The sequence below is a fragment of the Aquitalea magnusonii genome (assembly GCF_002217795.2).
Classification (GTDB): domain Bacteria; phylum Pseudomonadota; class Gammaproteobacteria; order Burkholderiales; family Chromobacteriaceae; genus Aquitalea; species Aquitalea magnusonii_B.
The window spans coordinates 1734948-1760827 of record NZ_AP018823.1 but is presented as its reverse complement, the minus strand read 5'-3'; the positions used below and the strand labels follow the sequence as shown (position 1 = coordinate 1760827).

Annotated in this window: 28 protein-coding genes and 1 riboswitch; of the genes, 19 read left to right on the top strand and 9 right to left on the bottom strand. The window is 62.6% G+C overall.

The window, feature by feature from the left end; genetic code table 11:
* The first annotated feature begins 1 nt into the window (after position 1).
* The 9 genes from DLM_RS08465 to DLM_RS08425 are packed head-to-tail and all read left to right on the top strand — an operon-like array spanning position 2 to position 7545.
* Positions 2-784 (top strand): SDR family NAD(P)-dependent oxidoreductase, encoded by a 783-nt coding sequence (locus DLM_RS08465; RefSeq protein WP_089083483.1) that lies wholly within the window; start codon positions 2-4, stop codon positions 782-784.
* Positions 712-1218, top strand: coding sequence for a nuclear transport factor 2 family protein (locus tag DLM_RS08460; protein WP_089083550.1), 507 nt, complete (start codon positions 712-714; stop codon positions 1216-1218). Before DLM_RS08465 ends, DLM_RS08460 begins: the two co-directional genes overlap by 73 nt.
* Entirely contained in the window at positions 1215-1361 is a 147-nt protein-coding gene (locus DLM_RS08455) for a DUF2256 domain-containing protein (protein ID WP_082086484.1), read from the top strand. The genes DLM_RS08460 and DLM_RS08455 overlap by 4 nt, the downstream gene beginning before the upstream one ends.
* Before the next feature lie 4 nt (positions 1362-1365).
* Positions 1366-2643 (top strand): DASH family cryptochrome, encoded by a 1278-nt coding sequence (locus DLM_RS08450; protein WP_089083484.1) that lies wholly within the window; start codon positions 1366-1368, stop codon positions 2641-2643.
* A complete protein-coding gene (locus DLM_RS08445; RefSeq protein WP_089083485.1) occupies positions 2640-4169 on the top strand; it encodes a cryptochrome/photolyase family protein in 1530 nt (509 codons plus the stop codon). The genes DLM_RS08450 and DLM_RS08445 overlap by 4 nt, the downstream gene beginning before the upstream one ends.
* 20 nt (positions 4170-4189) lie before the next feature.
* The gene (locus DLM_RS08440; RefSeq protein ID WP_089083551.1) at positions 4190-4744 is read left to right on the top strand and encodes a lipocalin family protein; all 555 of its coding nucleotides are present in this window, start codon (positions 4190-4192) and stop codon (positions 4742-4744) included.
* Between the two features lie 3 nt (positions 4745-4747).
* The gene (locus DLM_RS08435; protein ID WP_089083486.1) at positions 4748-4972 is read left to right on the top strand and encodes a TIGR02450 family Trp-rich protein; all 225 of its coding nucleotides are present in this window, start codon (positions 4748-4750) and stop codon (positions 4970-4972) included.
* A gap of 39 nt (positions 4973-5011) precedes the next feature.
* Positions 5012-6004, top strand: a complete 993-nt coding sequence (locus DLM_RS08430; RefSeq protein WP_089083552.1) for an NAD(P)/FAD-dependent oxidoreductase — start codon at positions 5012-5014, stop codon at positions 6002-6004.
* A complete protein-coding gene (locus DLM_RS08425) occupies positions 6001-7545 on the top strand; it encodes an FAD-binding domain-containing protein (RefSeq protein WP_089083487.1) in 1545 nt (514 codons plus the stop codon). The genes DLM_RS08430 and DLM_RS08425 overlap by 4 nt, the downstream gene beginning before the upstream one ends.
* Positions 7546-7566: 21 nt before the next feature.
* Here DLM_RS08425 and DLM_RS08420 read toward each other — a convergent pair whose 3' ends face one another.
* Positions 7567-8076: a DUF962 domain-containing protein gene (locus tag DLM_RS08420; protein WP_089083488.1), complete on the bottom strand. Its 510-nt coding sequence runs from the start codon at positions 8074-8076 to the stop codon at positions 7567-7569.
* Between the two features lie 97 nt (positions 8077-8173).
* Between DLM_RS08420 and DLM_RS08415 the strand changes: the two genes are divergently transcribed.
* Together DLM_RS08415 and DLM_RS08410 are read left to right on the top strand one after the other, a co-directional pair.
* Complete coding sequence (locus DLM_RS08415) at positions 8174-8914, top strand: Crp/Fnr family transcriptional regulator (protein WP_089083489.1); 741 nt, start codon at positions 8174-8176, stop codon at positions 8912-8914.
* Between the two features lie 98 nt (positions 8915-9012).
* Positions 9013-9249, top strand: a complete 237-nt coding sequence (locus DLM_RS08410; protein WP_089083490.1) for a hypothetical protein — start codon at positions 9013-9015, stop codon at positions 9247-9249.
* Between the two features lie 11 nt (positions 9250-9260).
* Here the strand turns inward: DLM_RS08410 and DLM_RS08405 are convergent, their stop codons facing one another.
* Complete coding sequence (locus tag DLM_RS08405) at positions 9261-9689, bottom strand: EamA family transporter (protein ID WP_089083491.1); 429 nt, start codon at positions 9687-9689, stop codon at positions 9261-9263.
* Positions 9690-9795: 106 nt separating this feature from the next.
* The gene (locus DLM_RS08400; RefSeq protein ID WP_089083492.1) at positions 9796-10446 is read right to left on the bottom strand and encodes a YkgJ family cysteine cluster protein; all 651 of its coding nucleotides are present in this window, start codon (positions 10444-10446) and stop codon (positions 9796-9798) included.
* Positions 10447-10637: 191 nt separating this feature from the next.
* Here DLM_RS08400 and DLM_RS08395 point away from each other — a divergent pair, with 191 nt between their 5' ends.
* The gene (locus tag DLM_RS08395) at positions 10638-10832 is read left to right on the top strand and encodes a hypothetical protein (protein ID WP_089083493.1); all 195 of its coding nucleotides are present in this window, start codon (positions 10638-10640) and stop codon (positions 10830-10832) included.
* Positions 10833-10873: 41 nt separating this feature from the next.
* On the opposite strand, the gene DLM_RS08390 is transcribed toward DLM_RS08395, so the two are convergent.
* From DLM_RS08390 to DLM_RS08380, 3 genes are all read right to left on the bottom strand, one after another.
* A complete protein-coding gene (locus DLM_RS08390; RefSeq protein WP_089083494.1) occupies positions 10874-12223 on the bottom strand; it encodes an MATE family efflux transporter in 1350 nt (449 codons plus the stop codon).
* 126 nt (positions 12224-12349) lie between these two features.
* Positions 12350-12691 (bottom strand): zinc ribbon domain-containing protein YjdM, encoded by a 342-nt coding sequence (locus DLM_RS08385; RefSeq protein WP_045847365.1) that lies wholly within the window; start codon positions 12689-12691, stop codon positions 12350-12352.
* A gap of 117 nt (positions 12692-12808) precedes the next feature.
* Entirely contained in the window at positions 12809-13828 is a 1020-nt protein-coding gene (locus DLM_RS08380; protein ID WP_089083495.1) for a transporter, read from the bottom strand.
* 276 nt (positions 13829-14104) lie between these two features.
* Here DLM_RS08380 and DLM_RS08375 point away from each other — a divergent pair, with 276 nt between their 5' ends.
* The 4 genes from DLM_RS08375 to fliD (DLM_RS08360) all read left to right on the top strand — a co-directional run bounded on the left by DLM_RS08375 (position 14105) and on the right by fliD (DLM_RS08360) (position 19009).
* Positions 14105-14326, top strand: a complete 222-nt coding sequence (locus tag DLM_RS08375; protein ID WP_145985810.1) for a hypothetical protein — start codon at positions 14105-14107, stop codon at positions 14324-14326.
* 193 nt (positions 14327-14519) lie between these two features.
* On the top strand, positions 14520-15803 hold the full coding sequence (locus tag DLM_RS08370) for an NAD(P)/FAD-dependent oxidoreductase (protein ID WP_089083497.1): 1284 nt from the start codon (positions 14520-14522) through the stop codon (positions 15801-15803).
* Positions 15804-16050: 247 nt separating this feature from the next.
* Positions 16051-17484, top strand: coding sequence for a flagellar filament capping protein FliD (gene fliD, locus DLM_RS08365; protein ID WP_089083498.1), 1434 nt, complete (start codon positions 16051-16053; stop codon positions 17482-17484).
* Positions 17485-17641: 157 nt separating this feature from the next.
* Positions 17642-19009, top strand: a complete 1368-nt coding sequence (fliD, locus tag DLM_RS08360) for a flagellar filament capping protein FliD (RefSeq protein ID WP_089083499.1) — start codon at positions 17642-17644, stop codon at positions 19007-19009.
* A gap of 75 nt (positions 19010-19084) precedes the next feature.
* Here fliD (DLM_RS08360) and DLM_RS08355 read toward each other — a convergent pair whose 3' ends face one another.
* The 3 genes from DLM_RS08355 to DLM_RS08345 form a co-directional block, all read right to left on the bottom strand.
* Positions 19085-19675, bottom strand: coding sequence for a TMEM165/GDT1 family protein (locus DLM_RS08355; RefSeq protein ID WP_089083500.1), 591 nt, complete (start codon positions 19673-19675; stop codon positions 19085-19087).
* A gap of 8 nt (positions 19676-19683) precedes the next feature.
* Positions 19684-19853, bottom strand: a riboswitch (yybP-ykoY riboswitch).
* A gap of 92 nt (positions 19854-19945) precedes the next feature.
* Positions 19946-20989 (bottom strand): ABC transporter substrate-binding protein, encoded by a 1044-nt coding sequence (locus tag DLM_RS08350; RefSeq protein ID WP_089083501.1) that lies wholly within the window; start codon positions 20987-20989, stop codon positions 19946-19948.
* A gap of 128 nt (positions 20990-21117) precedes the next feature.
* On the bottom strand, positions 21118-22020 hold the full coding sequence (locus DLM_RS08345) for a LysR family transcriptional regulator (RefSeq protein ID WP_089083502.1): 903 nt from the start codon (positions 22018-22020) through the stop codon (positions 21118-21120).
* Positions 22021-22224: 204 nt separating this feature from the next.
* Between DLM_RS08345 and argE the strand changes: the two genes are divergently transcribed.
* From argE to DLM_RS08330, 3 genes are all read left to right on the top strand, one after another.
* The gene (gene argE, locus DLM_RS08340; protein ID WP_089083503.1) at positions 22225-23382 is read left to right on the top strand and encodes an acetylornithine deacetylase; all 1158 of its coding nucleotides are present in this window, start codon (positions 22225-22227) and stop codon (positions 23380-23382) included.
* A 105-nt stretch (positions 23383-23487) separates the two neighbouring features.
* Entirely contained in the window at positions 23488-23835 is a 348-nt protein-coding gene (locus DLM_RS08335; protein WP_089083504.1) for a thioredoxin family protein, read from the top strand.
* A gap of 61 nt (positions 23836-23896) precedes the next feature.
* The gene (locus DLM_RS08330; RefSeq protein WP_231960134.1) at positions 23897-25837 is read left to right on the top strand and encodes a B12-binding domain-containing radical SAM protein; all 1941 of its coding nucleotides are present in this window, start codon (positions 23897-23899) and stop codon (positions 25835-25837) included.
* Positions 25838-25880 lie beyond the last annotated feature (43 nt).

The following is a 25880-nucleotide window of genomic DNA, read 5'->3' as shown; positions in this document are numbered from 1 at the left end:
CATGTTGCTGCCCGCCCTTAACCGCCCGCTGCGCAACTGGCCGCAACAGACGGTATGGATTGTCGGTGCCTCCAGCGGCATTGGTGCCGCACTGGCCAGCCAGCTGCTGGCACTGGGCGCACGGGTGATCCTGTCGGCCCGTGGTGTAGACAGCCTGCACGCGGTGGCCGCACGGCAGCCCCGTGCCATCGTGCTGCCGCTGGATGTCAGCCAGCCCGCCGCCTGGCAACAGGCCTGGGACAGCTTGCAACAGCAGGATGCCCTGCCGGACCTGGTCGTGTTCTGCGCGGCAGCCTACCGGCCGGAGCGCTGCTGGGACATCCGCCAGCAACAGGTCAGCGACACGCTGCAAACCAATCTGGCCGGGGTGTATTACGGGCTGGAAACCATGCTGCCGGCCATGATGGCGCGCCGTCAGGGTGGCATCGCACTGGTCGCCAGCGTGGCCGGTTATGTCGGTCTGCCCGGTGCCTGTGTGTATGGGCCCAGCAAGGCAGCGCTGATCAATCTGGCCGAGCTGCTGCATGCCGAACTGCACCAGCACGACATGCAGGTGTACCTGATCAATCCCGGCTTTGTTGCCACCCGGCTCACCGCCAAGAACGACTTCGCCATGCCGGCGCTGCTGCAGCCGCAGGACGCGGCCCGCGCCATTGTGCGCGGCCTGGAACAGGGCCGGTTTGAAATTCACTTTCCGCGCAGGTTTACGCTATGGATCAAGCTGCTCGCACTACTGCCCTACCGGCTGAGACTGCCGCTGCTGCGCCATCTGGCGCGCAACTGAGAGCCCGGCTGGCAGCGCTGGCCGACTGGTATGCCACACTCAGCCCGGCCAGCCTGCTGCATATCGACGACTATTACACCGTCGACGCCCGCTTTCGCGACCCCTTCAACCAGGTACACGGGCGCGACGGCATTGCCGACATCTTCCGCCACATGTTTGCCGTGCTGGAAGAGCCGGTGTTCAGCGTGCGCGAGCAATTGCTGGATGGCCAGCAGGCCTTCATTACCTGGGATTTCAGCTTCCGCCGCGCGGGCAAGGTCTACCAGCTGCACGGCGGCAGCCACCTGCGTTTTGCTGCTGACGGCAAGGTGTGCCTGCACCGCGACTACTGGGACTCGGCCGAAGAGCTGCTGCACAAGCTGCCGCTTATTGGTGCGCCGCTGCGCCTGCTGCGTCGCCTGCTGTCGGTGCATGACCAGGGTTGGCCCGCATGAAAGCGCCATTTCGCGGCAACAAAAGCAGCCTGCCCAGCAAGCCCTGCGCGGCCTGTGGCAAGCCGATGAGCTGGCGGCGCAAATGGGCGCGCTGCTGGGATGAGGTGAAATACTGTTCCGAACGCTGCCGCCAGCAGCACTGAAGCCATGACCACGCTGATCTATTGTTTCCGAGACGACCTGCGCCTGCATGACAACCCGGCGCTGACTGCCGCCTGCCAGCAGGCGGATTACCTGCTGCCGCTTCATGTCAGCCCCCTGCCGCAAACCACGCGCTGGGGCTTTGCCCGGGTGAGTGCACGGCGCAGTGCCTTCCGCCACAGTGCGCTGCAGGGGCTGGCCACTGCATTGCAACAACAAGGTAGCGGCCTGCTGCATGCCAGTGGCAGCCTGGCCAGCGTGCTGCCCGCACTGGCAAGCCAGATAGACGCCACTGCCATTTACTGCGAGGACATCGCCACCCCGGAAGAACAGGACGAACTGGCCGCCCTGCGGGCCTGCGGCCTTGCCGTGCACAGCCATTGGCAATCCACCTTGCTGGCACGGGACAGCCTGCCCTGGGCAGATGCACAGCTGCCAGACCAGTTCACCCGCTTCCGTCAGCAAGTGGAAGCCGCCGCCATCCAGCCAGCCGCGCCCTTGCCGCCACCGTCGCTGCCACCACTGCCGCCCGCGGCGCGTCAGCTGATCCAGCCACTGGCTGCCATGGACTACCCGGCCGTCGACCCGCGCTCCAGTTTTCCGTTTCCGGACGCCGCTTTTGCCGGCAGCGAGGCCGCCGCGCTGGCACATCTGGCGCAATACCTGCAGCGCGGCCTGCCGCACAGCTACAAGGCCACCCGCAACGGCCTGCATGGCATCGACTACTCCAGCAAGCTGTCGCCGTGGCTGGCCTGCGGCAGCCTGTCAGCACGTCTGGTGTTACAGCAGCTGCATGCCTTCGAGACCGAACACGGCCATAGCGACAGCAGTTACTGGCTGTGGTTTGAACTGCTGTGGCGGGATTACTTCAAGCTGCTGCAACGCCAGCATGGCCGCCGCCTGTATCACCCCGGCGGCCTGCCACAACGCGCCAGCCCGCCGCACAACCCGGCGGCATTCCAGCGCTGGATGGCCGGACAAACCGGTCATGCACTGATAGACGCCGGCATGCGTGAACTGGCCACCACCGGCTATCTGGGCAATCGCATGCGCCAGATTGCGGCCAGCTACCTGATTCACGAACTGCAATGCGACTGGCGTGCCGGTGCGGCCTGGTTCGAAGCCTGCCTGCTCGACTATGACTGCAGCCAGAACCAGGGCAACTGGCTGTATCTGGCCGGGCTGGGAACCGACCCGCGCGGCGGCCGCCGCTTCAACCCGGACAAACAAGCGGCTGAATACGATGCCGACGGCCACTACCGCCAGTTGTGGAGCCAGCCATGACCACCCTGCGGCTGATACTGGGCGACCAGCTCAATCCGCAGCACAGCTGGTTTGCCAGCCACGAGGCCGATGTGGTCTACCTGCTGTTGGAGCTGCAGCAGGAAACCGGCTATGTGCTGCACCACGCGCAAAAGCTGTTGGCGGTGCTGGCCGGCATGCGTGACTTTGCCCGCCAGCTGAAGGCTGCTGGCCACCGCGTGCGCTATGTTGCCATCGACGACCCCAGCAATCGCGGCACGCTGGAGGACAATCTGGACGCGCTGTGCCAGCACTATCAGGCCACGGAATTTGCCTGGCAGGCACCGGACGAATGGCGGCTGGACCAGCAATTGCAGCAGTGGGCCAGCCGGCAAAGCATCCCGTGCCGGATGGTGGACAGCGAGCACTTTTACACCACACGCCATGAAGCAGGCCAGCTGTTTGCCGGCAAGGCGCAATGGCGCATGGAAGTGTTTTACCGCCAGATGCGCAAGCGCCACCGTGTGCTGCTACAGCCGGACGGCAAGCCGGTGGGCGGCGAGTGGAACTACGATCACGACAACCGCAAACCCTGGCGTGGCAGCCCGCCACCGCCGCAGGACACCCGCCCCGGCCACGACCATCAGGCCTTGTGGCACACGCTGCAAGCCGCCGGGGTGCAATCGTTCGGCAACCCCGCTGCCGACGCCTTGCGCTGGCCGCTGAACCGCGCCGAGGCCTTGCAGCAACTCGATCACTTCATCCGCCACGGCCTGCCGCATTTTGGTGATTACCAGGACGCCATGCACAGCGAAACGCCCTATCTGTTCCATTCGCTGCTGTTCTTTGCCCTCAATACCAAGATGCTGTCACCGCGGGAAGTGGTGGCCGCGGCGGAGCAAGCCTGGCAGGACGGCCTGACCCCGCTGCCGGCAGTGGAAGGTTTCATCCGCCAGATTCTGGGCTGGCGCGAATACGTGCGCGGCGTGTACTGGGCGCGCATGCCCGGCTATGCCGACAGCAATGCCTTCGACCACCAGCGCCCGCTGCCGGAATGGTTCTGGCATGGCCAAACCGGCATGCGCTGCCTGGCCCACGCCATCGGCCAGTCCTTGCAACTGGCCTATGCCCACCACATCCAGCGGTTGATGGTGATCGGCAATTTTTCGCTGCTGGCCGGGCTGTCACCGCAGGCGCTGCATGAATGGTATCTGGGGGTGTATATCGACGCCTTCGAATGGGTGGAACTGCCCAATACCGTGGGCATGAGCCAGTTTGCCGATGGCGGCCTCTTGGCCAGCAAGCCTTATGTATCCGGCAATGCCTACCTGCACCGCATGGGCAATTACTGTGGCGACTGCCGTTACCGTCGCGATGTACGGCACGGTGCCGATGCCTGCCCCTTCAATGCGCTGTACTGGGACTTCTTCCAGCGCCAGCGCCCCCGGCTGGGCGACAACCCGCGACTGGCGCTGGTTTACCGCCAGTTGGACAAGATGCCAGCCGCAGAACAAGAGGCCATCCGCCACAGCGCGGCGGCCATCCTGCAACAACTCGACCAGTTATGAACCCACACAAGGAATCCATCATGCGACTCACTCTTTTACCCCCCCATCTGCGCACCCTGTTGTTACTGGCTGGCAGCCTGCTGCTGGCCGCCTGCTCCACCCTGCCGCCGCCCGGCATCAAGCCGGTGAGCGGTTTCGAGCTGCAACGCTACACTGGCAAATGGTATGAAATTGCCCGCCTCGACCACAGCTTCGAGCGCGGCATGAGCGATGTCAGCGCCCGCTATACCCCGCAGGCCGACGGCAGCGTGCAGGTGATCAACCGCGGCTATGCCACGGCACAGGGAAGCTGGAAACAGGCAGAAGGCCGCGCACTGTTCAATGGCGACAGCACGGTGGCTTCGCTCAAGGTGTCGTTCTTCGGCCCCTTCTATGGTGGCTACCACGTGGTGGCGCTGGATCCGGACTACCGCTGGGCGATGATCGCCGGTAACGACCGCTCTTACCTGTGGATTCTGGCGCGTGACAAACAACTGCCACAGGCCGTGCTGGACCCACTGCTGCAGCAAGCCAAAGCGCTGGGCTTTGCCACCGAGCAGCTGATTTACGTGCCGCAGACCCGTAGCGACAGCTAAGCCATGCCGGTCCGCCTGAACCCGCGCAAGCTGCTGCTGAGCAAATGGACAGCCGTGCAGCCGCAGCACAAGGAAAAGCATTTCCTGGTGACCCGCGTGCTGCTGCCGGACGACCCCAGCCAGCCGATTACCGAAGTGGAGCTGGAAGCGGTCTACACCCGCCGCAGCCGCATCATTGCCTGGCAAGCCCTCACCGACAGCAGTTGCTGGCGACAGGGCTGGCTTTGAGCGGCCCTTCAATCTCACACCATCATGCAGACGCAAACCATGACTTCCCCCTCGATTGCCATCATCGGAGCAGGCCTCGCCGGCCTCAGCTGTGTACGCCAGTTGCATGAAGCTGGCCTTAGCACCACCATTTTTGACAAAAGCCGCGGCCTGGGTGGCCGTCTGTGTACCCGGCGCGGCGACAACTGGCAGGCCGACCACGGCGCGCAATACTTTACCGCCCGCGACCCGGCCTTCCGCCAGCAAGTGGCGCACTGGCTAGACGCCGGGGTGGTGGCGGAATGGCCGATCACCCCGGCAGTGCTGGGCCAGCCAGGCAGCAGCACGCCGCACGATCAGCACGAGGCTCCGGCACGTTATGTCGGCCTGCCCGGCATGTCGGCCCCGTGCAAGGCACTGGCGGATGGACTGAGCGTGCGCAGTCAGCACACCGTCTGCCGCCTGCATCACAGCGTAGCGGGCTGGCAACTGGAAACCGTCGAACACGGCCTGCTGCCCGAACTGTTCAGCCGGGTGCTGCTGGCAATACCCGCGCCGCAGGCCGCAACCCTGTTGGCCGATAGCCAGCCCGCATTGGCCGCCGTGGCAGCAGCGCAGCCCATGCTGCCTTGCTGGACGGTGATGGTGCAGCCCGACACCTCCTTCGAGCCGGGCTTTGCTGCGGCCTTTGTCAATGCAGGCCCGCTGCGCTGGATTGCCCGCAACGACAGCAAACCCGGCCGCAGCGGTGCGCCGTGCTGGGTGCTGCAAGCCAATGCCGAGTGGAGTGCTGCACATCTGGAGCAGCCTGCCAGCGAGGTGGGCGAGCGGCTGCTGGATGCATTCCGGGCCTTGGGTGCCCCGGCCTGCACGGTACTGAGCAGCCATCGCTGGCGCTATGCTGATTGCCACGCCAGCCAGCACGGCAGCGTGTGGGATGCCGCCAGCGGCATCGGCCTGTGTGGCGACTGGTTGCACGGCGGCAAGGTGGAAGGTGCCTGGCTCAGCGGCCGTCATCTGGCTGCCAGCGTACTGGGTCCCTGGCAGCCGTGAGCGTCGGGGTGGTCTGGTTCAAGCGTGACTTGCGCCTGCACGATCACGCTGCCCTGACGGCTGCCAGCCTGGCCGGGCCGGTGCTGTGCCTGTACATCATCGAGCCCGCGCTGTGGCAGCAGCCGGATGCCTCCAGTCAGCACTACCACTTTGCGCTGGAATGCGTGCAGGACCTGGCGGCCTCGCTGGCTGCCCGCGGAATGCCGCTGCTGATCCAGGTGGGCGAGGCGGTCGAGGTGCTGGCGCGCCTGCATGCCGCCATGCCGTTTGCTGCGCTGTATGCGCACGAGGAAACCGGCAATGGTTTTAGCTATCAGCGCGATCTGGCAGTAGGCCGCTGGTGCCTGCAACAGCGAGTGCAATGGCAGGAATTCGCCCAGACCGGTGTTATCCGCCGTTTGCGCTCGCGCGACGGCTGGGCCGCACGCTGGGAGCAGTTTGTCAGCCAGCCCTGCCTGCCGGTGCCCGCGCTGCAGGCCGCGCCCTGCCCGCTGCCCGTCATGACCGCACCCGGTGCCGACAGCCTGGGCATCTTTGCGTTTGACCCGCCACAGCGCCAGCATGGTGGCCGTCGCCGCGCCATTGCGGTATTACAGGACTTCCTGCAACAGCGCAGCGCGCAGTATCGCGGCGGTATTTCCTCGCCGCTATCCGCGCCCACCGCCTGCTCACGCCTCTCCCCATATCTGGCCATGGGTTGCCTGAGCCTGCGCGAAATCGTGCAAGCCACACACCGCCAGCTGCAACGCCTGCCGCCGGAAAACAGCCGCCAACGCAAGGGCTTGCAGGCCTTCATCAGCCGCCTGCACTGGCATTGTCATTTCATGCAGAAGCTGGAATCCGAACCGGAAATCGAATGGCGCAATATGCACCGTGGCTACGATGGCCTGCGCGAGGCGGAACATGACGATGCCCGCTTGCAGGTGCTGATGCAGGGCCGCACCGGCTGGCCGCTGGTGGATGCCTGCGTGGCCATGCTCAATCACACCGGCTGGCTGAACTTCCGCATGCGCGCCATGCTGGTATCGGTGGCGGCCTACCCGCTGTGGCTGCACTGGCGGCCGGTGGGGCTGTGGCTGGCGCGGGCGTTTCTGGATTACGAACCCGGCATCCACTGGAGTCAGCTGCAAATGCAGTCCGGCACCACCGGCATCAACACCACTCGGGTGTACAACCCGGTAAAGCAGGCGATGGATCACGACCCGCAAGGCCGCTTTGTGCGCCGCTGGCTGCCGCAGATGCAACAGGTGCCGGATGGCTGGCTGTTCGAGCCGTGGAAAATGCCGGACCGCCTGCGCCAGCAATACGGCCTGTGCGGTGATCAGGCGCTGAGCACACCGCCATGCGAGCTGGAAAGCGCCACCCGGCAGGCCAAGCAGCGCCTGCATGCCTGGCGCAAGCAGCCGGAAGTAAAGGCTGAAAAAGCGGCCATTGTCGCGCGCCATGGTTCACGCCAGCGCCCGCCGGGCAAGAGTGCGCGGCGACGCCAGAGCGCAGAACAGCAACAGCTTGGCCTGCCACTGGACTTGCCAGCAAAGTAGCCGGGCCAGACTGAAACAAGTTCAGCGCTGACCGGCAGGTGGCGTGTGCAAAGCCTTCACCTGGCGGGCCAATTGTCGGCAGGCTCCCAGCAGCACCAGCAGCTCGAACACGATGAACAAGGGGCCGATGGCCAGGCCACTGATATCGTCGACAAACGCCGGTTTACGGCCTTCCCACACATGACCCACCAGTTGGAACACCCAGCCCAGCACAAAGCCCCCCACGCTCAGCCATAGCCATTCGCCATCCGGCAACGCCGCCATGCCTGCGGCGGCCAGCAGCACCAGACCGAGCAACAGCGTCATCAGCAGGCCGAAACGGCGATCCAGCCGCAGGTAGTACAGCGCCAGCAAGGCTGCCAGCAGCACGGCTGGCGACAGCGGCAGTCCGGCCACCGGCCAGGCCGGGCGCGACAGCAGGCTGGCACTGGACAGAACAATCGCCGGGATCCCGACAAAATGGGTGGCAATATTGCGCCAGTCCCGATGGTAGGCGGCATAGGCAGCCAGTTGCTGCGGCAAGGTGTTCATGATGCTCCTCCTCGTTGTTGTCTTCGGCACAAGCCCTGCATCATCAGGCAGAATGCGCTTTTGCAGTGTCAGCCAGCCGACATAGCACGGAGATATCATGTCCCAGTCATCCGGCAGCGCCAGCTTGCCCGCCTCCCTCAGCAATAGCAGCTGGTTCCAGTCACTGCCAGCGGACTTGCAGCACTGGCTGCAACAGCATGCCCGGCTGCTGGTGCTACCTGCCGGCCAGCGGCTGTTTGCCCGTGGCGATGCCGCCGATGGCCTGTACGGCCTGGCCGAGGGGCTGGTAAGAATCAGCGGCAGCGATGCCAGCGGTCAGGAAGCCATTGCCGCCGTACTGGCTCCGCCGCAGTGGTTTGGAGAAATTGCCCTGTTTGATGCCGCCAGCCGTACCCACGATGCCTGGACTGACAGCACGGTCACTCTGGTGCATGTGCCACAAGCACCGCTGCTGGCGCTGCTGGCCGCGCAGCCACAGTACTGGCGCGATCTGGGCCGGCTGCTCAGCCAGAAAGTACGCGCTTCATTCATTGCCATGGAAGACCTGATGCTGCTTCCGCCCGGTCCACGCCTGGCACGGCGGCTGTTGCAGATGAGCAATAGTTACGGCGCACTGCAGGGCAGCACCCTGCGTGAACTGCCGCTGTCGCAAACCCGGCTGGCGGCCATGCTGGCGCTCTCGCGCCAGACGGTAAACCAGCAGCTGCAAGTGATGGCGGCTGCCGGTCTGCTACGGCTGCGGCGCGGCGTGGTGGAAATTGTCGATCAGCCCGGCCTGCAGTTGCTGGCCGCGCAGGCGCGGGAGGATGTTGGCTATCAGGCCGCGATTGATAAGTAAAAGCACCGATGACAACCACCATTAAGTACAGGTATGGTGGGTCTTCCTCCTTTGTAGACGACTCTTTCCCACGCCAGGCGTGGGTTTTCTTTGTCCGTATGCCCGTACTTGCCATCCATGCCGGCAACAGTTTGCCCGCCCTGTCCCTGCCCGACTTCGAATCCGTCAGACGCATCCCTGCCGGGGTTTACGATATTGCCGGACGCTGCATCGGCCCTTGTGGCGGCCCGATGTGGATTCTGCGCCATGGCGACGACGCCTGGTTGCTGGATCATGCCTTTTACGAATGGCTGCTGGAGCAGCAGGCCCAAAGCCCGCAGCCCTGTCCGGCCTAAGCCAGACCGCATCAGCCGCGGCGCATGGCCAGCACCAGCACGCCCAGCGCCACCAGGCCAATGCCCAGCCACTCCCGTGGCGCAGGCCGCTCACCCAGAAACAGCACGGCAAACACCGCCACCAGTACCAGGCTGAGCTTGTCCACCGGTGCCACCTTGCTGGCCTCGCCCAACTGCAAGGCGCGGAAATAACAGGTCCAGGAGGCACCGGTAGCCAGCCCGGACAGGCCGAGAAACAACCAGTTTTTGCCTGACAACAGCAGCGGATTGCTCCATTTGCCGGTGAAGGCGACAAACAGTGATAACAGCACGGCAATGATGCCGGTGCGGATCAAGGTTGCCAGATCGGCATCCACCCCCCGCAGCCCCAGCTTGGCCAGCACCGCGGTGCAGGCAGCAAACACCGCCGATCCCAAGGCCCAGAAAAACCAGCTTTCCATGATTTTGTCCTTTGCTATTGCCACTTGCACTACCGCACCGCACACCCGGCGGCATCAGCAACAAGCATGCCCCGCCAACGTGGCGGCTAGTCATGCTGCGCCTGCACTAGTCCGGCATGCTGTCCCGCCCCGCCAGCCAGGCCGCCTCGGCAGCCTCATCCAGTGCCCACAGCATGGCTGCGGTCAGTTCCAGCGCCGCCGCCGCCAGCCCGGCCTGTCTGTAACCGGCTGCGCAACCACCTTGCAGAGCCTCTGCCGCCAGGGTGATGGACAAATCCTGCGGGATTTCAGCCGCCTGTGAGCGACAGGCAGCGGCGGAAAAGGAATGTGCCTTGCGGCAGCTTGCCGGTCGCAAGGCATAAATGCTGCACAAGCCATCCTGCAGGAATACACAGGCCAGGCGGGCCAGCGGCCCGGCAGCCTGCCCTTGCGCCTGACGCCAAAGCAGGCGCTGGCGCAAGCGCTGTACTTGCTGCGGCCCGCCCTGCCGTAGATGGCGGGCAATGTGCAGCGCCTCGGCCTGACTGGCCTCCACGCGCAAATGACAGCAACTGTCACAGCCGGGCTGGCAGGCCGGCGGCAGCCCACGCTGCATGGCTTGCGCCACGGTTTTGTCGATACCGGCATGCAGATGGGTAACAAACTGCAAGACATGCTCCCGCGCGGGAGCCGCCTGCAGCGCCGCCGCCACCCGGCGGCTCACCTGTCCGATGGAGGCCTGCAAGGCCGCGGCCTCCTCCTTGCTCAATGTCACCATTCCTGCTCCTGCAAATCATTGCTCGGCCCGGCCAGAGGCCGCGGATACGCTGCGGCCACACTGCGTCCGCGCCATGGGCAGCGGGCCAAGCACGGGCCAGCCCCCGCCCCGCGGCGGGCCAAGCTTAAGCCAGCGTTAAGACTGGCACGGCAAGATGGCGGCGGGGAATCCTCCCCTACAGGAGAATCAGCATGACATCCGGCATATCCGCATCCGGCAGCAGTCCCTTCCCTGCCGGCCTGCAAGCTGCGGCACAGGCTGGCGGCGCTGCAGCCAGAAGGCTGGACCGCGACGCAGACCAGGACAACAGCACGACCGGCACAGCCGAACGCCCGCTGCAGCCGCTATCCGCCACCATCGGCATCAACATCAATACCACGGCCTGAAACTGCACCCGCCCGGCCCGCCTGGGCGGGTGTTTTGCTTCTCAGCAGCCAGCAGGCCGGCCCTGGCCCACGCTGTCGCGCAGGCGCGGCCAAGCCAAGGTCAGCAACAGGCCACGCATGGCCATCAGCACCAGCAGTGCCGCCCAAACACCATGATTGCCCAGCGCATGCTGCAATAGCCACAGGCTTGGCACATACATGGCAAAACTCAGCAACATGCCATTGCGCAACACGGCGGTGCGCATGGCACCCATGAACACGCCATCCCAGAAGAAAGCCCAGATGCACACCGGCGGCAGTGCCACCAGCCAGAACCAGTAGCGGGCTGCCAGTTGCTGCAACTGCTGATCCGGTGTCATCAGCGGCAGATAAAACCACCCCAGCAGCAGCATCGCCAGCGCCAGCAGGCTGCTCCAGCCCAAGGACAAGCAGCCGCAACGGCGCACCACCAGCACCAGCCCCGCGCGGCTGCCGGCACCAATTGCATGCGCGCCATGCACCTCGGCCGCCACGGCAAAGCCATCCAGCAAGCTGACGCACACCATGAAAGCCTGCAGCAGCAACTGGTTGGCCGCCAGCGTCAGCGTACCCAGTTGCGCGCCGCTGCGCGTCATCAGGGCAAAAGCGACGGTCAGCAACAGGGTACGGACCATGATGTCGATATTGGCGGCAAACAATTGCCGCCAGGCCGCCCAGCCTCCGGCGGCGGCGCAAGCCTGTTGCCATTGCTGCCAGCCGGCATGGCGCAGCATCACCCGCCAGGCCAGCACACTGCCCACCGCCTCGGCGATGGCCGTAGCCCAGCCGGCACCGGCCACTCCCCAGCCCAGCCAGGACACCAAGGCCACCGCCAGCAGCGCATTGAGCAGATTCATCAGCAATTGCAATACCATGACCTGGCGTGAGTGGCCCAAACCCAGCAGCCAGGCAAACTGGGCATAGGACAGCAAGGTAAAGGGCGCAGACCAGATACGGGCCGAGAAATAGTCTCGCGTCAGCGCAGCCACCTCCGGCGGCGGTGCCAGCAGACGCAAGGCCAGCCACAACAGTGGCTGCTGCAATAGCAACAGGCCGAGCCCGCCCAGCAGGGCCGCCAGCATCGGCCGCAAACCGGCCAGCACCACGCCGCGCTGGCTATGCTGCCCGGCGGCCTGCGCCACCAGCCCGGTGGTGGTAAAGCGCAGAAAACTGAAACACCAGTACAGCACGGTGAAAATGCTGCCCCCCACCGCCACCGCGGCCAACGCCACCGGTTTGCCCAGCCGGCCCAGCACGGCGGTATCCACCAGCCCCATCAAGGGCGTGGCCAGCGCGGCCAGCATTACCGGGATGGCAAAAATGATCAGCTGGCGCGTGGCTGGCGGAGAATACACGGCATCGGAAGTCTGCATGGCTCAGGTTGGCGGGTAAAACGGCATAGTAGCAAAAGCGCGGCATCGGCATGGCCGATTGCTGCCCGGCATGAAAAAAGCACCCGCTTGCGGGTGCTGGTACGCTGCTCGCCTCATGCAGGCGGTTCAGGCTTTCTTGACGAATTCCGACTTGAGGCCCATGGCACCAATGCCATCGATCTTGCAGTCGATATCGTGATCGCCATCCACCAGGCGGATATTCTTTACCTTGGTGCCCACCTTCACCACCAGGGAGGAGCCCTTCACTTTCAGGTCCTTGATCACGGTGACGGTGTCGCCATCCTGCAGCAAGTTGCCGTTGGCATCACGCACTTCCCGGCCCTGCTCTTCACCAGCAGCCTCGGCCTGCGCCGACCACTCATGGGCGCACTCCGGGCACACCAGCATGGCGCCGTCTTCATAGGTAAACTGGGAACCACACTGGGGACAATTGGGCAAACCGCTCATGCTATACCTTGCTATCAATCTGACTGGATAAGATTCCACCGACCACTGCCGGTGGCACAAAGCGCGCTATTGTACGCCAGAGCGCCGCCAAGTTCACCCATGGGCTGCATGGTTAATTCAGCGCGCAGCCTGACGGCTGAACGCCCACCAGCCGGCCAGCAGGGTGAAGCTGGCCACCAGGGCCACCAGCACCCAGAAGCCATGCGGATGATTGGCCAGCGGCACACCGCCCACATTCATGCCAAAAAAACCGGCCACGATATTGATGGGCAGGGCCAGTACCGTCACCATCGTCAAGGTGAACAAGGTGCGGTTGGTCTGTTCGTTCAGCTTGGCGGCCAACTCTTCCTGCAGCAGCTTGATGCGCTCCACCAGCGTGGCCAGATCGTTCAGCACCAGGGAAAATTCTTCGGTGGACTCGCGCAAGGCCTGCACATCCGGCTCGGCCAGCCAGGACGGCGGACGGTTCAGCAGGCGGAACAGGGCGCCGGGCTCCGGGGCCAGCAGCCGCTGCATGCGCACCAGGGTGCGCCGCATGCCGGAAAGTTCGGCCCGGTGATCCTGCAAGCGCTCGGCCAGCAGCCGGTCTTCGATATGATCCACCTTGCGTGTGGTTTCCCGCACAATGCCCGCCATCACATCGGCCTGATCCTGCATCAGGTGGAACAGCAAGGAGCGGGCCGAAGGAAACACCTCGCCCGCCTTTACTGCCGCACGCAGCCGGTCCACCGAGCGCAGCGGCCGCACCCTGGCCGTCACCAGCAGGCGCGAACCTGCCGCCACCCATAGCGTGGCCACATCCGAACTGACCACGCCAAAACCCAATGCCACATCGTTGATGACCGCCAGCAACATGCCGCCGGCCGGTTCAATGCGGGTGGAACCGCCTCCGGCGTGCAGCATTTCGTCAAAATCCTCGGGCAGCGGCAGATTGGCACGCATCCAGCGCTCGCACGCCACATGCGCCAGATTGAAATGCAGCCAGACAAAACCCTCGTTCTGCGGGCTGCTGCGCAGGAATTCCAGCGCCGCATCAGACCCGATAGCCTCCCCGCGCTGGCCGGGGACAAAGCGATACCCGCTGATCAGACCAACCTGATCAGCGCCATAGCTGGCACTGGCAATAGACAGGCTCATTACAGACATCACTCTCTCGATACGCCGGCCATTGCATGCCGGCAACAAACACATATTGCGACAAGCATAACATCCTGCCCCGGCTGGTTTCGCGACAGGCAGATGACAATACGCCGCCAGGCCATGCGCGTACCGGGAAATTTCCTGATATTTGAAAAGAAATAACCAAGCACTGATTAGGAATTTCTCTCTTAATCCGGCCCCAGGGAATTTCTAGACTGGCAACAGTCCAGTTGCGGACATTGCTGTCAACCCTTCATCCGATCAGGAGAGACCATGAAACGTATTGCAATTGCCCTTGTTAGCGTAGTCATGAGCGGCCCGGTACTGGCCAACAAGCTGCATCAGCAGTCCCCCAGCGCCAGCGAGGTCCAGGCATGGAAGGCTGAGCAGCAACAGCGAGAAGCCACCCAAAAGCCCAGTGGCAAGAAAAACACAGCATCCGCGCCGGGCGGTAAGGTCAACACCACCGTCGGCGGACACGGCCACAACAAGTAAGCAAGCGGCATATCACTGATTTCAACCGTATTTCATGGCGCGGCAAGCTGGCCGCGCCAGTTCTTCCGCTCCCCGCTGGCCGCCAGCCACTATATCCTTCGCGTACATTTGATCAAATAATTTGGCAGCAAGATAAAGTCTGGGCTAGAATCATCTGGCATGTGCAAAATATTAAACGAAAAAGTTTAACGAAATGCCACAAACCAGCTACCCAGAATCCTACTACGCCGCCTCTGCCAATCCGGTTCCGTCCCGTCCGGCACTGCAAGGTGATATCGAAACCGACATCTGCATCATCGGTGCCGGCTATACCGGCCTGTCCACCGCACTATTCCTGCTGGAAAGCGGCTTCAAGGTTACCGTGCTGGAGGCCGCCCGCGTTGGCTTTGGTGCCTCTGGTCGCAATGGCGGCCAGATCGTCAACAGCTACAGCCGCGACATTGACGTGATAGAACGCACGGTGGGCAGCCAACAAGCCAAGCTGCTGGGTGATATGGCATTTGAAGGCGGCCGCATCATCCGCGAGCGCATTGCCAAATACCACATCGATTGCGCGCTGAAGGACGGCGGCGTGTTTGCCGCGCTGAGTGAAAAGCAGATGGGGCATTTGCGATCACAAAAGGCATTGTGGGAGCGTTACGGTCACAAGCAGCTGCAACTGCTGGGCAAGGACGAGATGCGTGGCATCGTGGCCACCGAGCAGTACGTGGGCGGCATGCTGGACATGAGTGGCGGCCACATCCATCCGCTCAATCTGGCTTTGGGCGAAGCGGCGGCAGTAGAGTCGCTAGGCGGCGTGATTTACGAGCAATCACCGGCCCTGAGCATTCAACGTGGTCAGCAACCGGTGGTATCCACACCGCAAGGACGGGTCAAGGCAAAATTCCTGGTGGTGGCTGGCAATGCCTACCTGGGCAATCTGCTGCCGGAACTGGCCGCCAAATCCATGCCTTGCGGCACCCAGGTGATCACCACCGAACCGCTGGGCGATGAACTGGCCGCCAGCCTGCTGCCGCAGGATTACTGCGTGGAAGACTGCAACTATCTGCTGGACTACTACCGCCTGAGCGAAGACAAGCGGCTGATTTTTGGTGGCGGCGTGGTGTATGGCGCACGCGATCCGGCCAATATCGAGGCCATCATCCGGCCCAAGATGCTGAAAGTGTTTCCGCAACTGGCCAATGTGAAAATCGATTACGCCTGGACCGGCAATTTCCTGCTGACCCTGTCACGGCTGCCGCAAGTTGGCCGGCTGGGCGACAATATTTATTACTCGCAGGGTTGCAGTGGCCATGGCGTCACCTACACCCACCTGGCCGGCAAGGTGCTGGCCGAGGCACTACGCGGCCAGGCCGAGCGCTTTGACGCCTTTGCCACCCTGCCGCACTATCCCTTCCCAGGCGGCAATCTGCTGCGCGTACCGTTCACCGCCATGGGTGCCTGGTATTACTCGCTGCGCGACAAGCTGGGTATCTGAGTCCGCACGCCTTGCCTGAGCGCCAGTGCCGGCCTTGCATCCGGCGCTGGCGCTCAGCCGTCCTTCATCTGTATCACCCCGACCAAACGGCGACCATCCAGCCGGTCATTACACTTCTTTACCTTGTTTGCATAAGCAAACATTTTTTGACCTGTCTTGCCCATCCCGCCAGCGACACACTCGGAGATAATCTTGCACAGAGGCATGTGTCCGTCATGCCACCACGTACAAGGCAAGCACAGACCAGATGAGCAGCGCATCCATTACCACCTCGGCGGGTCCGCTAGACGTACAGAATATTGTCAGCCAGCTGATGACGGTGGAAAAACAACCGCTCACCGCCAGTCAGAGCAAGCTGAAAAGCTTTAACAGCAAACTCAGTGATATCGGCCAGGTCAGCTCCGCCCTGTCCGGCCTGCAAACCTCGGTCAGCGGTCTGGCATCGGGCAACTTCCTGCACACCCTGAAAGCCAGCAGCTCGGACACCACGGTTGCCACGGTGGACACCAATGGCAGCGGCATCGCCGGCAACTACCAACTGGAAGTGGAAGAACTGGCCAAACCGCGCCAACTGGTTTTCGACACCACCTCCGACGGCCAGGCCATCAGCAGTACCAGCACGGCACTGAGCAATGTGCCGGATGCACTGACGCTTGAGGTGGCAGGCAACAGCACCACCGTGCAACTGCGCGAGCCGGCAAGCAGCACCACCACAACACCAGCCAACGTCACCCTGCAAGACATCGCCGACAAGATCAATGCCGCCGGTGCCGGCGTCAATGCCTCCATCGTGCAATACAAGGGCAGCTACTCGCTGGTGCTGGCCTCGGCTGAAGCAGGTTCGGACAATGCCTTCAGCATCAGCGCCGGCGGCACCGACAGCAGCCTGAGTGCAAACAGCGCCAACACCCTGGCCGGGCTGCAACAAAGTGATACCGCCATCAGCGAATCCAACGACGCCAGCGACGCCTCGCTCACCGTCAATGGCGTGTACGTATCTTCCAGCAGCAATACCGTCAGCGATGTGATTGGCGGCGTCACCCTCGGGCTGCAGAAAACCGGCACAGCCTCCATTACCCTGACACAGGACAACAGCAGCATTGCCAGCAAGCTGCAGGGCTTTGTCGATGCCTACAACAAGGTACAGAGCGCGCTGGACAATGCAGCGGGCGGCAGCATGAAGGGCGATGCGGCACTCACCTCCATCCGCAACCAGCTAAGCGCGGTGCTGCAAACCCCGGTCAGCGCTGCCGACCCGGTCAGCTCCTATGCCTATCTGTCCCAGGTGGGCATTGCCATCCAGAAAGACGGCACCCTTTCGCTGGATCAAACCACTTTCAACAAGGCGCTCAGCAGCAAACCCGCTGCAGTGAGCAATCTGTTTGGCAACAGCAGCAATACCGGTTTTGCCGACCGCTTTAGCGCCACTATCAACAATCTGCTCGGACCTGCGGGGATCGTCGTGACCAAGCAACATGATCTGAACCAGAACGTAACGGATGAGACCACCCATCAGAACCAGTTGCAAACCAAGATGAGCGACAAGCAGGCCAACTACCTGCGCCAGTACACCACGCTGAATGCCACGCTGGCCAAGATGCAGCAATCCACCAGCAATCTGTCCGGCCTGATGGCTGGTGTCAGCTCAAGCGGCTCGTCCTCTGCTTCCGGTTCTAGCTGAGTCGCCAGCCGCCTGTTTGACAATTCGTGACAACCTTAACAGTTGGCAACATCTTTTAACCAGGCTTTGCCATCAAGCTGCTCCTTGTTCCGCCCGATAATGCAGGCAGAGCCTGTCAGGGCGCGTCTGCCCTCCCGCAGACAGCAAGGAGAACAGCATGAGTTCAGCATCCATCACCACCACCGCCGGCCCGCTGGATGTACAGTCCATCGTCAGCCAACTGATGTCCGTAGAGCAACAGCCGCTCACCGACAGCCAGAACAAGGTTGCCACCTACAAGACAGACCTCAGCGACATGGGCCAGATCAGTTCCGCCCTGTCCGCCTTGCAGACATCAGTCAGCAGCCTGTCATCCGGAGCCTTTCTGCAAACCTACAAGGCCAGCAGCTCGGACAGCACCATCGCCGCGGTCAGTACCAGCAGCGGCGGCATTGCCGGCACCTATCAGCTTAATGTCAGCAAACTGGCCCAGGCACGCCAACTGGTGTTTGACCAAAACAGCAGCGGCCAGCCCATCACCAGCGCCAGCACGGCCCTCAGCGGCGTGCCCGCCTCGCTCACCTTCAGCGTGGCCGGCACCAGCACTACGGTAAACCTCAACAACGGTGGCAGCGGCGGCGAAAGCCTGCAGAACATCTCGGACGCCATCAATGCAGCCAATGCCGGGGTCAATGCCTCCATCGTGCAATACAACGGCAATTATTCGCTGGTGATTGCCTCGGCCAATTCCGGCTCGGCCAATGCCTTCAGCGTGACATCCGGCGGCAGTGACAGCGGCAATACCAGCGGCAACACCCTGGCCGGCCTGCAGCAAAGCAGCACGGCGGCCAGCGAATCGTTTGCTGCCAGCGACGCCTTGCTCACGGTCAATGGCGTCAATGTCTCCTCCAGCAGCAATATCCTGACCGGCGTCATCAGCGGTGCCTCGGTCACCCTGGAAAAAGCCGGCCAGGTCAGCATCGGCATGACGCAAGACACCAGCGGCATCGCCAGCAGCCTGCAAGGCTTTGTCGATGCCTATAACAAGGTACACAGCACGGTGAACAGCGCCTTTACCGGCGACATGAAGGGCGACGACTCGCTGCTGTCCATCCAGGATCAGCTATCCGGCGTGCTACAGACACCAGAGGCTGGCGTCAATGCCGCCACCTCCTACGCCTATTTGTCGCAGATCGGCATTTCCCTGCAAAAAGACGGCACCCTCGCGCTGGACCAGACCGCCTTCAACAAGGCGCTGACCAGCAACCCCAGCGCCGTGGCCAATCTGTTTGGCAACAGCAGCAGTACCGGCTTTGCCGACCGTTTCAACAGCGCCATCAATAATCTGCTGGGGCCGACCGGCATTGTCGTGACCAAACAGAACGACCTGAACCAGAGCATTACCGACGAAACCAGCCATCAGACGGAAATCCAGACCAATCTGGACGCATTGCGCGCATCCTATCTGCAGCAATACACCACGCTGAACGCCACCCTGGCGCAAATGCAGCAATCCACCAGCAATCTGGCCGGCCTGCTGGCCTGAGCCGGGTTGGCACCTGCCATAAGAAACGCCACCACGGCATAAGCGGGTGGCGTTTTTCATGTCCATGACTGCAGATCACCCCAGCAAGGGATTACCATTGATGGCATTCATCAGAGCCAGCACACCCAGCACCACGAAAATCAGCGAAGCAACAATATGCACCGCCTTGGTGGGCAGGCGGTCGGCAAAGCGGCTACCCAGATAAATCACCGGCACGTTGGCCAGCATCATGCCCAATGTGGTGCCAGCCACCACCGGCAGGAAGTCATGAAAGCGCGCTGCCAGCGCAATGGTCACCACTTGCGTCTTGTCACCCATTTCCGCCAGGAAAAAGGCAAACACGGTGGTGGCGAATACGCCCATCTGGCGCTTGGGCATGACGATTTCACCCTCATCCAGCTTGTCTGGAATCAGAATCCAGCCGGCCATCAGGGCAAAGGAAGCTACGACAGTCCAGTTGAGGATATTGGGGCTGAGCGCGGTGGACAGCCAGGCTCCCAGGCCACCGGCACCGGCATGATTGACCAGCGTGGCCAGCAAAATGCCAAGAATGATGGGAACAGGCTTGCGGTAACGCGCTGCCAGAATCAGGGAAAGCAGTTGGGTCTTGTCGCCGATTTCGGCCAGGGCTACTACACCGGTGGATACCAGAAAAGACTGCATCAAGTGTTCTCCATGGCCGGGACGCGAAAACGAGTGACCGCAATGCGTCCCGGCCATGCAGAGCATTACGGTCAAAAGTCTCGCCAAGTCTCGGACCACGTGTGCCATGCCGGAACCGGCAAGTCTGTTGACACACGTCCCTCTCGCATTCGGAGGGCGGCTACTCCCTGATGACGGGTGGCATTGTAAACGAGTCATGCCATTTGGCAAGCCCCTTGCCCTGATTTTCGCCATGCACCGGGCCATCCGCCAGCCCGGCCATGGCCGCTGGGCTTAGCGCGCCGCCCAGGCGTTGAAGCGCTGCTCCAGGTTTTCGCCGTGATCCACCCAGAAGCTGCTGTCAATCGCCACGCCCTGCTTCAGGTTTTGCGGAGCCGTGGGCAGATTGCCCAGTATGCCCTTGTCGATCAGCGCGGGGGCCTTGCGGTGACTCACCCCGTAGCTGATGCCCTTCACGTATTCGGCCTGTGCTCCTGGCTGGCTGACAAAGGCCAGAAACTTGTAAGCGGCATCCAGATTGGGACTGCCCTTGGGAATGGTCCAGTAGTCGTAATCGTAGATATTGCCGTTCCACACCATTTGCAGCTGTTTGCCGCCTTCCTTCTGCGCCGCGCTGATGCGGCCGTTATAGGCCGAACTCATCACCACATCGCCAGCGGCCAGATATTGCGCGGGCTGGGCACCGGCTTCCCACCACTGGATATAGGGCTTGAGCTGGTCCAGCTTGGCAAAGGCACGATTCAAACCCGCCGGGGTATTAAGCACCTTGTACACATCATGCGCTGCCACCCCGTCTGCCATCAGGGCAATTTCCAGCGTGTACTTGGCCCCTTTGCGCAAGGCGCGCTTGCCGGGGTATTTCTTCACGTCCCAGAAATCGGCCCAGGAACGCGGGGCGGTCTTCAGCTTGTCGCTGTTATAGGCCAGCACCGTGCTCCAGGCGTAGGCTGCCATGCCGCAGGTCTGGGCGGCACCGGGCAGCAGTTCGGCCGGCTTGATGATGCGGCGGTAGTCCAGCTTTTCGAACATGCCTTCGTCACAGCCGCGCAGCAGGTCTGGCGATTCGACGTCCAGCACGTCCCAGCTCACCCGCTTGCTGTCTACCATGGCACGCACCCGTGCCATTTCACCGTTGTAATCGCCACTCACCACCTTGATGCCGCTGCTGGCGGCAAAGGGCTGGTAGTAGGCTTTTTGCTGGGCTTCCTTGTTGGCACCACCAAACGACACCACGGTCAGTTCGGCAGCCTGGGCGGCAGCGCTCAGCAATACGCAGCCCAGTACGGCTGCAACACGACAATGCTTGAATGTGGGCATGGCAAATCCTTACAGGAGACGCAGCCAGGTGGGCGGCTGCAAGCACACTGTAGGGACAGGCCGGGGTATTGGTAAAATAGCTTTACCTTGTCAACTGCATCGGTTTTTGCGATGCACCAAACCCGCGCTCAACCCAAGCGGCTGATGCTCTGCTCGCACAGCGAGACAAAGGCCTCGGCGCGGCGGGTCAGGCGCAGCTCTTGCGGCCAGGCCAGCACGATATTCAGCGCAGGCACGTCCTCCACAATCGGCAGGTACACCAGGGCATCACCGGCATAGGACTGCCGGGTTTGCGGGCGCAGGTTCAGCAGCGCATAGCCGTTGCCTGCCGCCACCAGGCCACGCACCAGTTCAAAACTCACCGTCTTGTGGCGCACCCGTGCTTCCAGATTGTGCAGACGGAATACCGACAGGAAATACTCCCGGCTATGTGGCAAATCCAGCAACACCATGGGTAAATCAGCCAGATCATGCAGTGACACTGCCGTTTGCGTGGCCAGCGGATGACTGGCCGGCAGCACGGCGTAAGGCAAGACGGTTTGCAGCGTCTGCCGGTACAGGCTGGGGGCCAGATCCAGGTCGTACAGCAAGGCCAGCTCGGTCTGCCCGCTGAGCAGTGCCTGCTGCAACTGGCCGGTATCGCCTTCATGCAGCTGCACCGTGATATCGGGGTAGGACTCGCGCATGGCGGCCAGCAGGCGCGGCAGAAACAAGGGGGCAATGGTGGTGAAGCAACCCAGCGCCAGCGTGCCTTGCAAGGACTGGCTCAGCGCACTGGCATGCTGGCTGAGGTCGTCCGCATGCGCCAGCAGGTTGCGCGCCACCGCGACAAAGCTTTGCCCGGCGGGCGTCAGCGACACGCCCTTGGCATGGTGGCGAATGAAAAACTGCAGGCCGAACTGCTCCTCCAGTTGGGCGATGGCGCTGGAAATCCCCGGCTGCGAGGTGTACAGGGCATTGGCTGCCGCAGTCACACTGCCGTGGTCGGCCACTGCCACCAGGTAAGCCAGTTGCCGCAGGGTGTATTGCATAATTTTTATCTATCCAACTAAAAAAATAATAATATTTTTGGTATTAAATGTGGCTGGCTACACTGGCCTTGTCAACCGGCTCCGCCCTGGCAGGTACAGCAAAAACAATGCCCGGCCAGCGGCTTATTGCCAATCACCGGGTGTAAAATGCCAGACCACTGGCACACACGCCCTCCGCTCCTGCGCCTCACCGGAATACACGCCATGGAATCGCTTACCCTGCTCAACACGCTGATCGGCTTTGATACCACCAGCCGGCTGAGCAATCTGCAATTGATCAGTTTTGTCCGCACCTATCTGGCAGGCTATGGCATAGATAGCTGCATCGTGGAAAACGAAGACGGGAGCAAGGCCAATCTGTACGCCACCATCGGCCCCACCGACCGCCCCGGCGTGATGCTGGCCGGACACACCGATGTGGTGCCGGTAGATGGTCAGACATGGCACAGCGACCCTTTCCAGTTGGATATCCGTGACAAGCGGGCTTATGGCCGTGGCAGTGCCGACATGAAAGGCTTTCTGGCCAGCGTGTTGGCACTGGTACCGCGCCTGGCGCAAAGCCAGTTGCATACTCCGGTACATCTGGCTTTCACCTATGACGAGGAAATCGGCTGCATCGGCGTGCGCCGCCTGCTGGAAGTGCTGGGCGGGCTGCCGGTACTACCCGCCATGGGCATCATTGGCGAACCGACACAGATGAAACTGGTGGCCGCCCACAAGGGCAAGACCGCCTGGCGGGTGACGGCGCGGGGGCACGAAGGCCATTCCAGCAATCCGACTGCCGGGGTGAATGCGGTGGAATACGCCGCCGAACTGGTGAGCTACATCCGCAGTCTGGCGCGGCAGCGACGCCAGCACGGCCCGTTCGATCCCTTGTATGAAGTGCCTTACAGCACGCTGCACGTCGGCACCATGCAAGGCGGCACCGCGCTGAACATCATCCCCGCGCACTGCCAGTTCGACTTTGAAATCCGCCACTTGCCGGAAGACCCGCCGCAAAGCCTGCTGGACGCCATTCGCAACCATGCCCTGCAGGTGTTGCAGCCGGAAATGCAGGCGGTCGACCCCGCCTGCGGCTTTGATTTCAGCGAAAAAACCAGCTATCCGGGCCTGCTCACCCCGCCAGACGCCCACGTCGTGCGCTTTGTGCAGGGCTTGCTAGGCGACCACACCCCGCCACGCAAGATTGCCTTTGGCACCGAAGGCGGGCTGTTTGCCGAGCGCTGCGGCATTCCCACCGTGGTATGCGGTCCTGGCGATATCGCCCAGGCACATCAGCCGGACGAATGGCTGGCGCTGGAGCAACTGGCTGCCTGCGATGCCTTCCTGTCACGTCTGGCAGCCCAGTTGGTCAATTGCTAAGCCTGTCTCGCCACTGCAACCGGCCCGCCTTCCGGCACAAGGAAGCCGGGCCGTTTACGCGCAAGAATGTTATCCTCCTGCTGCCTTTGCCGACAGGAGCCCATCATGGCCTTTTGCAGCAGCTTCACCCCGCAGGATCAGGATCCGTCTGCCGAACAATTGCAGGCCACGCCCGGCAGGCTGCTGCTGGAATTCGGTGCGCCCTGGTGCGCGCATTGCCAGGTAGTACAGCCTTTGCTGGCCAGCGCCATGCAGCAGCACCCCGACTTGCCGCACCTTAAGATAGAGGACGGCAAAGGCCGCAGGCTGGGACGCAGCTTCAGGGTCAAGCTGTGGCCCACGCTGCTGCTGTTGCAAGACGGGCAGGAAATGGCCCGGCTGGTACGGCCCGACAGCCAGCAGGCGGTCGAACAATTCCTGGCCGGTCTGCCTGCCGCAGCACGCACATCCTGAATACCGTCCGTCGCCGCTAAGCCGTTATCGCTCCGGCGGGCCGCAGCAATCAATGAAAGCCATGCAGTTGAATACCACCCCCATGCAGACGTCCACCGCCAATGCGTCGCCACGCGTGCTATCACTCATCCCGCCGATGACGCAGTTGAACACGCCCTACCCGTCCACCGCCTATATCACCGGCTTTCTGCGCTCGCGCCAGGTCACGGCCTTTCAGGAAGACCTGGCCTTGCAACTGGTATTGCGACTGTTTTCGGTAAGCGGCCTGCAGGCGGTACGCCAGCAGCTTGACGCCATCCCACCGAAAAAACGCAGTGCGCAACTACACAGCTTTGTCGGCCAGTTTGAGCGCTACCTGGCCACCATCGGCCCGGTCATTGCCTTTTTGCAAGGGCGTGACTCCACCGTGGCGCATCGCATCTGCGGCCGCAATTTCCTGCCGGAAGGCGAGCGCTTTGCCGCGCTGGAAGTGTATGTGGACCCGGACGACCCCTATGGCGGCGACCCGCTGGCCTGGGCCTTTGGCGCACTGGGTCAGCAGGACCGCGCCCGCCATCTGGCCACGCTCTACCTGAATGACATTGCCGACGTGCTGCGCGAGGCGGTGGATGAGCGTTTTGAATTCGTGCGCTATGCCGAATCACTGGCCATGAGCCAGCCCACCTTCGAGCCGCTGGCCCGCGCCCTGGCCGGCAAACCCACGCTGGTGGACGACACCCTGCAACAGCTGGTGGAAGAAGCCATTGCCCGGCATCAGCCGGACATCGTGCTGCTGTCGGTACCCTTCCCCGGTTCGGTGTATGCAGCCTTCCGCATCGCCCAGACCATCAAGGCGCGCTGGCCGGCCATCCGCACCGTGCTGGGCGGCGGCTTCGTCAATACCGAGCTGCGCGAGCTGAAAGAACCACGGGTGTTCGATTATTTCGACTTCATCACGCTGGACGATGGCGAAAAACCGCTGCTGGCGCTGCTGGAACACTGGCAAGGCAAACGCTCGGCATCGCGGCTGGTGCGCACCTTCATGCGCGAAGACGGCCAGGTGCGCTACATCAATATGATGGAAGCCGATATTCCGTTCGAAGAAGTCGGCACGCCCACCTGGGACGGCCTGCCCATCGACCGCTACCTGTCGCTGCTGGACATGCTCAACCCCATGCACCGGCTGTGGAGCGACGGGCGCTGGAACAAGCTGACGGTGGCACATGGCTGCTACTGGAAAAAATGCAGCTTCTGTGACGTGACACTGGACTACATCTCGCGCTACGAAACCGCCTCTGCCAGCACCCTGGTGGACCGCATCGAGGCCATCATTACCGAAACCGACCAGACCGGCTTCCATTTTGTCGACGAGGCTGCGCCGCCCAAGATGCTGCGCGCGCTGGCCGAAGAACTGCTGCGCCGCAATGTGTCCATTTCCTGGTGGGGCAATATCCGCTTCGAGAAATCCTTCACGCCGGAGCTGTGCCAGTTGCTGGCGGAAAGCGGCTGCATTGCCATTTCCGGCGGGCTGGAAGTGGCCTCGGACCGCCTGCTCAAGCTGATGAAAAAAGGCGTGTCGGTGGAACAGGTGGCACGGGTGACGCAAAGCTTTACCGAAGCCGGCGTGCTGGTGCATGCCTACCTGATGTACGGCTTTCCCACCCAGACAGTGCAGGACACGGTGGATGCGCTGGAATACGTGCGCCAGCTATTTGATACCGGCTGCATCCAGTCCGGCTTCTTCCACCGCTTTGCCTGTACCGTGCATTCACCGGTGGGGCAGAACCCGGAAGAATACGGCGTCACCCTGCAGCCCTTGCCGCCAGTCAGCTTTGCCAAGAATGATGTCGGCTTCATCGACCCCACCGGCACCGACCACGACGCCATGGGCAAGGCGCTCAACAAAGCCTTGTACAACTTCATGCACGGCATCGGGCTGGATCAGGATGTACGCAACTGGTTTAGCGGTCGGGTACCCAAGCCGCGCGTGCCGCGCAATTTCATTGCCCGTGCCTTGGGCTGAAGCAGCGCGGTTGATCCAGCAGCGGCCAGCCACTCCTCTTGGA

Bases quoted from the DNA above. Each gene is read 5' to 3' on its own strand.
- DLM_RS08465 (WP_089083483.1), top strand. From the start codon at position 2: ATGTTGCTGCCCGCCCTTAACCGCCCGCTGCGCAACTGGCCGCAACAG.
- DLM_RS08460 (WP_089083550.1), top strand. From the start codon at position 712: ATGGATCAAGCTGCTCGCACTACTGCCCTACCGGCTGAGACTGCCGCT.
- DLM_RS08455 (WP_082086484.1), top strand. From the start codon at position 1,215: ATGAAAGCGCCATTTCGCGGCAACAAAAGCAGCCTGCCCAGCAAGCCC.
- DLM_RS08450 (WP_089083484.1), top strand. From the start codon at position 1,366: ATGACCACGCTGATCTATTGTTTCCGAGACGACCTGCGCCTGCATGAC.
- DLM_RS08445 (WP_089083485.1), top strand. From the start codon at position 2,640: ATGACCACCCTGCGGCTGATACTGGGCGACCAGCTCAATCCGCAGCAC.
- DLM_RS08440 (WP_089083551.1), top strand. From the start codon at position 4,190: ATGCGACTCACTCTTTTACCCCCCCATCTGCGCACCCTGTTGTTACTG.
- DLM_RS08435 (WP_089083486.1), top strand. From the start codon at position 4,748: ATGCCGGTCCGCCTGAACCCGCGCAAGCTGCTGCTGAGCAAATGGACA.
- DLM_RS08430 (WP_089083552.1), top strand. From the start codon at position 5,012: ATGACTTCCCCCTCGATTGCCATCATCGGAGCAGGCCTCGCCGGCCTC.
- DLM_RS08420 (WP_089083488.1), bottom strand. From the start codon at position 8,076: ATGAACACCTTGCCGCAGCAACTGGCTGCCTATGCCGCCTACCATCGG.
- DLM_RS08415 (WP_089083489.1), top strand. From the start codon at position 8,174: ATGTCCCAGTCATCCGGCAGCGCCAGCTTGCCCGCCTCCCTCAGCAAT.
- DLM_RS08410 (WP_089083490.1), top strand. From the start codon at position 9,013: ATGCCCGTACTTGCCATCCATGCCGGCAACAGTTTGCCCGCCCTGTCC.
- DLM_RS08405 (WP_089083491.1), bottom strand. From the start codon at position 9,689: ATGGAAAGCTGGTTTTTCTGGGCCTTGGGATCGGCGGTGTTTGCTGCC.
- DLM_RS08400 (WP_089083492.1), bottom strand. From the start codon at position 10,446: ATGGTGACATTGAGCAAGGAGGAGGCCGCGGCCTTGCAGGCCTCCATC.
- DLM_RS08395 (WP_089083493.1), top strand. From the start codon at position 10,638: ATGACATCCGGCATATCCGCATCCGGCAGCAGTCCCTTCCCTGCCGGC.
- DLM_RS08390 (WP_089083494.1), bottom strand. From the start codon at position 12,223: ATGCAGACTTCCGATGCCGTGTATTCTCCGCCAGCCACGCGCCAGCTG.
- DLM_RS08385 (WP_045847365.1), bottom strand. From the start codon at position 12,691: ATGAGCGGTTTGCCCAATTGTCCCCAGTGTGGTTCCCAGTTTACCTAT.
- DLM_RS08380 (WP_089083495.1), bottom strand. From the start codon at position 13,828: ATGAGCCTGTCTATTGCCAGTGCCAGCTATGGCGCTGATCAGGTTGGT.
- DLM_RS08375 (WP_145985810.1), top strand. From the start codon at position 14,105: ATGAAACGTATTGCAATTGCCCTTGTTAGCGTAGTCATGAGCGGCCCG.
- DLM_RS08370 (WP_089083497.1), top strand. From the start codon at position 14,520: ATGCCACAAACCAGCTACCCAGAATCCTACTACGCCGCCTCTGCCAAT.
- fliD (WP_089083498.1), top strand. From the start codon at position 16,051: ATGAGCAGCGCATCCATTACCACCTCGGCGGGTCCGCTAGACGTACAG.
- fliD (WP_089083499.1), top strand. From the start codon at position 17,642: ATGAGTTCAGCATCCATCACCACCACCGCCGGCCCGCTGGATGTACAG.
- DLM_RS08350 (WP_089083501.1), bottom strand. From the start codon at position 20,989: ATGCCCACATTCAAGCATTGTCGTGTTGCAGCCGTACTGGGCTGCGTA.
- DLM_RS08345 (WP_089083502.1), bottom strand. From the start codon at position 22,020: ATGCAATACACCCTGCGGCAACTGGCTTACCTGGTGGCAGTGGCCGAC.
- argE (WP_089083503.1), top strand. From the start codon at position 22,225: ATGGAATCGCTTACCCTGCTCAACACGCTGATCGGCTTTGATACCACC.
- DLM_RS08335 (WP_089083504.1), top strand. From the start codon at position 23,488: ATGGCCTTTTGCAGCAGCTTCACCCCGCAGGATCAGGATCCGTCTGCC.
- DLM_RS08330 (WP_231960134.1), top strand. From the start codon at position 23,897: ATGCAGTTGAATACCACCCCCATGCAGACGTCCACCGCCAATGCGTCG.